Here is a 7572-nt window from a genome sequence, read left to right on the forward strand (position 1 = left end):
CAACTGAAGTCAAAGGTTCTAAGCCGGCTGCGCTTTCCTTTGCTCCGGCAAGCCGTCAAGTTCGCCAAGCAATTGGCACAGAAAGCCCAGCTTCAGCAACGGTACCGCGGCCGGCGCAGCGAGGTGCGCACGCAGCGCACTCGACAGCACCTCCAGGCCGACAGAGTCCGCGCGGTCGAGTGCATCGTGCAGGCGCTGCCGCTGCGCCGCGGTCAATGCCATGCGCCCGGTGGCGGCCTGCGTCTCGGCCACTTCTGTCAGGGGAGCGAGCAGGCGCGCCGCCAGCGTGGGCGCACCCACGGGCGCCGCCTGCCGCTGCTGCTGCCGCGCCTCGAGCATGCGCAGGATGCGGTTGGCGAGCGACGTCGTGCGCGCGGCCTCGTCGGCAAAGTCGAGCGACACCGTTTGCAGCGCCTTCTTCGCGTTGCTGCTCAGCACGGCGAGGGGCATGAGTTCGGTGCTCGCGGCAGAGCGCTCGATGCGCACCAGCACCGCATGCACCGGGGCACGGCGCGCGGCGAGGCGGTCGAGGTTGTCGACGCGCTGCCGGTGCTCCGGGCCAACGGGGATGCCAAGCCGCAGCCACCGGCCCGCGTCGTCCTGCACCAGCCAGTCGAGGCGCTGCTGTGCTTCGTCGAGCACCGGCGGGCGCGTGTCCGATGGCCGCAGCAGCACGGCATCGAAAGGCTCGGCCGAAAGGCCGGTGGCGGCGCGCAGGCGCACGCCCAGTTCGGACCAGTTGCCGCAGCCGATCGACTTCAGGCGCGGGTCGTCGGCCGTCCACGCAGGCAGGGGCTGGGCACGCGTGGCGCCGCCGAGCGCCAGGCGGCCGTCTTCGGCAAGGCGGGGGTGTTCGAGGCGCAGGGCCGCTTCGCACACGCTCTGCGCGGCGCCCGCGCCGGACCACAGCGCGTTGGCAGACCATGCGCTGCTGCGCGTGAAGGCGGTGTCGCTTCCGTCGGGCCGTGCGAGCGAGGCCTGCAGCACGCGCGCACCCGCCAGGTCCCAGAACGCCACGGTGAGCCCGCGCGCGCCGCCGCGCGTCTGCCACCAGTGCGCACCGAGCGGCAGCAGGTCGAGTGCGGCCGATTCGTCGAAGTCGCGCTGGAGCCGGCCGCGCAGTGCCACGGCGAGTTCACCCTCGGCCCGCGCGAGCGCAGCGCACAGCGCATGGATGCGCGCCATGAGCGCGAAGGCGTCGCGCTCCTCGGCGCGGTGGTCGCGCCGCACCAGCAGATCGACCGTGCCGCCAAGGTTGCGCAGCAAGGCGGCCAGGCGCGGCAAGCCCTCGCCGCGCGCGGACATGTTGAGTGCCAGGAGGCGCGCCGACGTCAACTCGCTCACGTGCGAGAGGCCGCCAGTGAGCAGTTCTTCCAGCATCGACTCCACCTGCAGCAGGAACGCGCGCTCTCGCTCGCCGAGGCGCACGGTGTCTTCGACCGGCGCGGGCCGCGCGCTCTCGGGCCATGCGAAGGGCTGCCCGTGCGCGCTGCGCAGCGCGGCAATGGCGATCAGGTGCACCGCCTTGCGTTCCGCGGCAGGCACCTCGGACACCATGCCCGCATAGCCCGCGCCCGCCACCCAGCGGCAGGAGGCGCCGAGCTCGGGCAAATTCATGATGAGCGCGCCGCCTTGCACCCGCCATTCGACGACGCTGCTGGCGGCGGCTGCGGCGCGGCGCACGGCCGCCACGCCCGCGGCCTTGAAAAGCGCCGCGGCATCGAGCGCGAGGATTTCCGCGAGCGGGTCGGCACCGGGCGGTGCCTGTCTGTCTTGCTGCTCGTCTGAAGGCGCGCCGCCTGCGCTGCCTGGCGCGGCCGGCTCCAATGCACGCAGCCACAGCGCCGCGCCAAGTATGTGCTTGCAGATGCCCGGTGCCGGGCAGTCGCAGCGCGCCTGCTGCGGGCCGCGTGCATCGAGCTGCACGCGCTGGCCGTCGGCCGTCACCACCCCAGCTTCGGTGCCCTGCTCTGCCCATGCGATCTTGCCCGCCTCGACGTCCTTTGCGGCACGCCGAAGCAAGCCAGGGTTGGCGAGCGTGGCCAGCGTGTCGTCGTCGTAGGCGCGATAGCCGTCGTGCCAGGCCATCAGTTCATCACTTCCGCGAGCCACTGCGCGAAATGCGTGGGCGTGAGGGCCGCAACGTGCATGCCTTTGTCGGCCAGGCGCTGCGCCATTTGCCGGTCGTACACGGGGTTGGCCGATTCGTCCAGCGCGGCCAGCCCGAGCAGCTTGACGCGCGACTGTGCCATGCGCTGCACCGCGGCCAGGAGCGGCCCGGGCGCGGCGCCTTCCATGAAGTCGCTGATGAGCGCAAACACCGTGCGTTGCGGGTTGCCCACCAGCGACTCGCAATACGCCACCGCACGGCCGATGTCGGTACCGCCGCCGAGTTGCACCGTGAGCAGCACCTCGACCGGATCGTGCGCCAGGTGCGTGAGGTCGACCACGCTGGTGTCGAACACCACCAGCTTCACTCGCACCGCGGGCAGCGAGCTCATGATGCCGGCAATGACGGCGCTGTAGATCACCGAATCCATCATCGAGCCGCTCTGGTCGACGCAAAGCACCACGTCCCAGGGCAGGTTGCGCTTCACGCGCGCATTGAAGCGCGGATGCTCGATGACGATTTGCTTGCGCTCCACGTCGTAATGCTTGAGGTTGGCCGCGATGGTGGCGCGCGCATCGAAGTTCTGTGCGCTCTTGATGTGCGAGCGCCGCATGCGGTTGCGCCGGCCGACGAGCGCGTTGACAAAGTCGTTCCTGAGCTTGCGCGTGATCTCGTCGACGGTTTTCTGGATCACCTCGCGCACCGCGTCGCGCATCTGGCCCGACAGCCGCCCGCGCATGCCCAGCAGTGCCTTGGCGAGGCCGGGCGTGGCGTCGAGCGAGCGCAGCACCGCCGGGTCGGAGAGCAGGTCGGTCAGCTGGTAGCGATCGATCGCCTGCGTCTGCATGCGCTCGAAGACCTCTTGCGGAAAGAGACTCCGCGATCGGTTGAGCCAGTCGACCGCGCGCAACTGGCTTGGGTCGAGCGAACCCGGCCCGCCGCTCGGCCGGGCCAGGCCGCGGCCTTCGTATTCGCGGCCGTAGAGATATTCGAGCGCCTGGTCGAGCTTCCAGTCGCCCGCCGAGAACTGCGTTTGCGACAGAGGTTGCGCCGCATAGCGGCCGAGGATCAGGCGCCAGCGGCGCAGGGTTTCTTCGGACGACATGCGCAATGCGTTCGCAAGGACGGGTGGAAGGAACGGTCGGGGAGAGGAGCGCCGGCAGCTTATCAGACGGCAGCGCGTGTCATGCTCACGCCGTCCTTGTCTCTTCCTAATGACCAGGTTTTGCGGGAGCGGCGGCAGAAACGGGCATGTACGACTCGTTGCTGCCCTTGAAACAGTGCAGGCAACGCGAGCGACAAAGGCGCCGAGCGTGTCGCCGTCACCAACAGCGTTGGGGCCACAGGAAATCGCCACCCTGGAAGCTGCCATCGAAGCTTGTGTGCAGGTCGGCCGAGCCGTGCCACCCCCCACAATATTCAGATGGCTTGATGACCAAAGGCTTCGATGCCCACTACAACCCCATTTCCGGCCGCGTGCAAAACAACGTGCGCTATCAAGGCGAGATGCTCGCTCTTTACGCGTTCAACAAATGCATGGTGGACAAGGGCATCTCCCTTGGGTAGCCGTGGGCTGTCGAGCGAGCGGTAGTTGCGGCTCGCCGTGCGGCTGCTTTGGAGCGCCGGGAATGTCTCGTTCGGGCCCGAAACGGAAGTTCGTCTCGCTCCAAAGGTGCCGTTCGCCGTCAGTGGTTTGTAGGCCCTAGGCCGACCTACGCCCCCTTGAGTTGCTGAAGGATGCGCATCGCTTCCCGATAGATTTCCGGCCAGTCTATGCTGTGCCTTGCTCGGAATCGCATGTCGGCAACGATTCCCGGTCGCCAGTAGAAAGCATTCATGCACCGGTCGAACCTTGGATTTGAGTCTCGGCATGACAGCACTGCGCCATTAGGGTCGCTGTCGACATGGGCGGTAGCGACGTACCAAAGTCCTGGACCGAGGCCGTCCGTTTCGGTTGTGCGCCACATTTCCAAACCGGGGCGAAGCGTTGTCTTGCTGAGCAGTCGACCTTCTGCCTCTGCCTGCCGTAGACGGTCAAAGCGGCTTGGCTCCTTCCTCAAACCAGGGTCGTTGCGCAAAAAGACCTCCACCGAGATGTCATAGCCATGCCCCTTCAGGGCCAATGCCTGTGCCCCCGCAGGCCTTGGCAAACCAGGGTCGAGCGGTTTGTGCTCCCACCATTCGAACGAAGCACCATTGTTGGCTGAGCTGAAGTACTTCCTCGGCCCAATGAACCATTGTCCGTTGACCTTTAGAGCAACTTCGTTTGGTGCTTGCTTCGGCGTGATATCGCCTTCGCAGATCCTGTCCATGCATCGAGCGTGGGTCATCTCGGCAAGCTCAGCCTTGCGCTGCTCCGATGGTCCGCACGTGGCAAGGAAGAGCACGCAACCCAAGGCAGCGCCGATCGAGCGTGTCAGTCGAAGCAGCTTCATCCCTGGCTCATTACGGAAAAGACTGCAAGCTGCATTTCAAAGCTCAAGATCGAAGACCGGTTCTGGCCGGAAAGGGTCAACGATTTGAAGCACCAATGGCTCTCGCCGCATACACCCCATCGGGGGTTCGAACTACGCGGTAAGAACGATTTGAAGGTAATAGGGGCAGCGAAGGGCAATGCGAATCCGGGTTGAAATCCAAATTCATGCGCACGTCGTACTCCGCGCTACCCGCCTCGGCATCAATCAGAATGCCCCACACCGCAAGTTGACGGCTACTGGTGCCCGCGTCGTCATGAGCTTGCCAAAACTCAGGGAGTTCGGAACGCGAAAGCTCTACCGCCGTCGCCGTTGCCCTTTCTGAGCAGGCCCAAATCTTAGAAAACTGCATATTAGCGATCGCCACTAGCTCATCGCGTCGCTCGGGCGGCCCAAGCACCCAAACCAGGGTCCTGCCCACTTGGAATTCCTCCCGGTCGGGATAGGAGCCAAGCGGGCTCGAAAGCGGAGGGCTTTTCATGCGAGTTCAGCGCGAATTGTTAATGGTCAGACTGCGGCCTATGGCTGACTTTAACTGGCGTGCACGCGTGGCCAAAGGCCCTGTTGGCTGCAAACTGGAGGGGCGTGACGAACTTCCGGTTTTGGCTGCATTTTGCCCTTGACCTGGCACCCCTCATTCAGGGCGCCAAGTTCTCATCAGGCTTCCGTCTGCTCAGCCATCTCCAGTGCGTCCTCGACCTCAATGCCGAGGTAGCGCACAGTGCTCTCGAGCTTGGTGTGGCCGAGCAGGAGCTGCACCGCGCGAAGGTTCTTCGTTCGGCGGTAGACCAGGGATGCCTTGGTCCGACGCATTGAGTGGGTGCCGTACTCGGCCGGATCCAGTCCGATCTCTTCCACCCAGCCATCAACAATTCGGGCGTACTGCCTGGTCCCGAGATGCGGCGACGAATGCACCCGGCTCGGGAACAGGAAGTCCTCGGAACGAAGGTGGGCCAGATTGATCCAGCTGGACACGGCCTCCCGCGTCGGATCGGTGAGCTCAAATTGGACCGGTCGCCCGGTCTTTTGCTGAACCACGTTCGCCCGTGCGGCCGTCCGATCGCCGTTGGCAACATCGCGGACCCGCAGCTTCACCAAGTCGCACGCCCGGAGCTTGCTGTCGATTCCGAGATTGAAAAGTGCAAGGTCACGAGTACGACGGGACAACTGGAGGCGAGTGCGGATAGCCCAAATTTCCTTGAGCTTGAAAGGCCGCTTCTGTCCCACGAGTTTGCCCTTGTTCCACGGCGGCCGTGGTGCTGAGACGGTGAGAGCGTCCATGTCGATCTCCTATGCAGTTTAGGGATCGAAACTTTGCGCCAGCGGAGGCGCATGGGAGGCGAAGCGGAATTCGAAGGCTCGCGAAAGCGGTCAATAGAGAGAAGCGTCTTGAACATGCCCCCGCTTCTTCTGCATGATTCCTTGGGGTCTAATTCCGCCATGTTTCAAGATGACGGCCTCGATGAATTCTCTGCGGCTCTAGCGGCTGCGGGAGTGCGGAGCGAACTATTTCATGACTGCATCCACATTCCTTTGTTGGAGGATCAAGGTTTGGTGGAGGTGAAATCTTGGGGCGCCAGAGAGCGCTCCGTGCAGCTCTTCAAGGGAAGAGATTCCCGCGACCTAACGGTGGCGCCAGGGGAGTTCGGTTGCGAACCGACTGAGGCGGTAGAGCGCCTACTTCAAAGGCTGAGGGAATGCGGGGTGCACGCGCAGCCGATAGGCGAAGAATAAAGGTCCCGCCATGTGTCCGGTTTTGGCCGGCAACTGGCCTCACACTGAAGCGAAGATCAGTTGGACGCCACCCTCGGTCACCGCAGGCACAGCGATGGTCGCCAAGAAGTGCTCTACGCATGGCACCAATTCCCACCCGGCATCGGCGTCGAACGGCGCCGGCTCACCCGAAGCGTTGTAGATAACCTTGGCGGTGTTCTCGGCGACAAATAGAAGGCTCTTCAGGGCCGGGTCGATGGCACTGTCTCGCGCTTCGGCGACCAACGTTATCCTGCGGACCTCATTGAAGGCCGCATGCGCGAGCCGCCAATCGGATGGAACCTTTGCCAACTCCACCACGCGGTCGATAACAGGTAACGAGGGGCTGTATTGCATGCAGAACATCAAGAGGTCCGCCGCCCAGTTGACCCGCTCATGTGGTTGCATCGGCTCGTAGAGTGCTCGCCCACAGTCCAGAAAGCGCCCCTCTGCCCAGGCTTGCTTCGCTTTGACGATCGACAGAGTCTGCTTCATGCTTGCAACTATGGCATGTCCGCGGAGCCGACGTTCGCAAGAGGCCGCTTCTGGCCGACTGTAGTCGGCCGAATCGTGCAGCTCATGACTGCCTTTGCCTCACTTCAATATGCTGTTGGTAACAAAGCCGACACCGCAGGCATGGCAGTAGAACCCAGGCACGAACTGCTGCAAGGGCGCCTTCTGCAGGTTCTCGGTGCTGCACTCGTCGATGGCCAACTGGTCGCGCCGCCTATAGCCGGCTCGCTCCTCATCGGGAAACAGCAGGCGTGGACTAGCTCTTCCGATGAGAACAAGCTTCGCCTTGACTTGCGCATCGCTGTGACATCGAGGGCATGTGTTCGCTGCTGACGGCGAAGAAGGCATAAAACTCTCAGTTTGGTTGATGACGGCGAGAGGCTGCTATTGGCCGCATTCCGAACTACGGGCGAGTTCGAGAGCTCGGGTGCGGCTCAACGCTGTCAAAGCATACTGTCAGTCCAGTCGACGAGGCAGGTAAGCCGTTGACCTCCTCGTCAACCTGCAGCAACACCCTCCAGTGCGGCATGTCAGAGAGCGAGCGCTGAACTGCTGCAACAAGCTCTGGCGTAATGTAATAGTCCGCTCGAGGCCGTTGTTGACGGCTGGGTGGTTTAAGGCGTGACGTCTGTGACGTGTTGAAGCAGAGCGAACGCCACGCGCCATGCGCGGCCGTCGCAGTGAACTGTGGCCGTACGCTGGTTGATCCGAACGATTTCTCCG

Annotated in this window: 8 protein-coding genes; 1 reads left to right on the top strand and 7 read right to left on the bottom strand. The window is 64.0% G+C overall.

The annotated features are described in order from the left end of the window. Positions 1-18: 18 nt before the first annotated feature. Both AC1DMS_RS24095 and AC1DMS_RS24100 read right to left on the bottom strand, forming a co-directional pair. Positions 19-2088, bottom strand: coding sequence for an SWIM zinc finger family protein (locus AC1DMS_RS24095; RefSeq protein ID WP_015866255.1), 2070 nt, complete (start codon positions 2086-2088; stop codon positions 19-21). Beyond that, positions 2088-3215 (bottom strand): VWA domain-containing protein, encoded by a 1128-nt coding sequence (locus tag AC1DMS_RS24100; protein ID WP_015866256.1) that lies wholly within the window; start codon positions 3213-3215, stop codon positions 2088-2090. Before AC1DMS_RS24100 ends, AC1DMS_RS24095 begins: the two co-directional genes overlap by 1 nt. 326 nt (positions 3216-3541) lie before the next feature. On the opposite strand from AC1DMS_RS24100, the gene AC1DMS_RS24105 reads away from it, so the two are divergent. After that, the gene (locus tag AC1DMS_RS24105; RefSeq protein ID WP_015866257.1) at positions 3542-3676 is read left to right on the top strand and encodes a hypothetical protein; all 135 of its coding nucleotides are present in this window, start codon (positions 3542-3544) and stop codon (positions 3674-3676) included. 146 nt (positions 3677-3822) lie between these two features. Here AC1DMS_RS24105 and AC1DMS_RS24110 read toward each other — a convergent pair whose 3' ends face one another. From AC1DMS_RS24110 to AC1DMS_RS24130, 5 genes are all read right to left on the bottom strand, one after another. Further along, on the bottom strand, positions 3823-4545 hold the full coding sequence (locus AC1DMS_RS24110) for a hypothetical protein (protein ID WP_015866258.1): 723 nt from the start codon (positions 4543-4545) through the stop codon (positions 3823-3825). A gap of 76 nt (positions 4546-4621) precedes the next feature. After that, on the bottom strand, positions 4622-5065 hold the full coding sequence (locus AC1DMS_RS24115) for a hypothetical protein (RefSeq protein ID WP_150106907.1): 444 nt from the start codon (positions 5063-5065) through the stop codon (positions 4622-4624). A 176-nt stretch (positions 5066-5241) separates the two neighbouring features. Continuing rightward, entirely contained in the window at positions 5242-5865 is a 624-nt protein-coding gene (locus AC1DMS_RS24120; RefSeq protein ID WP_015866259.1) for a site-specific integrase, read from the bottom strand. A gap of 492 nt (positions 5866-6357) precedes the next feature. After that, on the bottom strand, positions 6358-6831 hold the full coding sequence (locus tag AC1DMS_RS24125; RefSeq protein ID WP_015866260.1) for a hypothetical protein: 474 nt from the start codon (positions 6829-6831) through the stop codon (positions 6358-6360). A gap of 99 nt (positions 6832-6930) precedes the next feature. Next, entirely contained in the window at positions 6931-7197 is a 267-nt protein-coding gene (locus tag AC1DMS_RS24130; protein ID WP_167313256.1) for a hypothetical protein, read from the bottom strand. Between the last annotated feature and the right edge of the window lie 375 nt (positions 7198-7572).

The organism is Variovorax sp. 05T418, assembly GCF_056396385.1.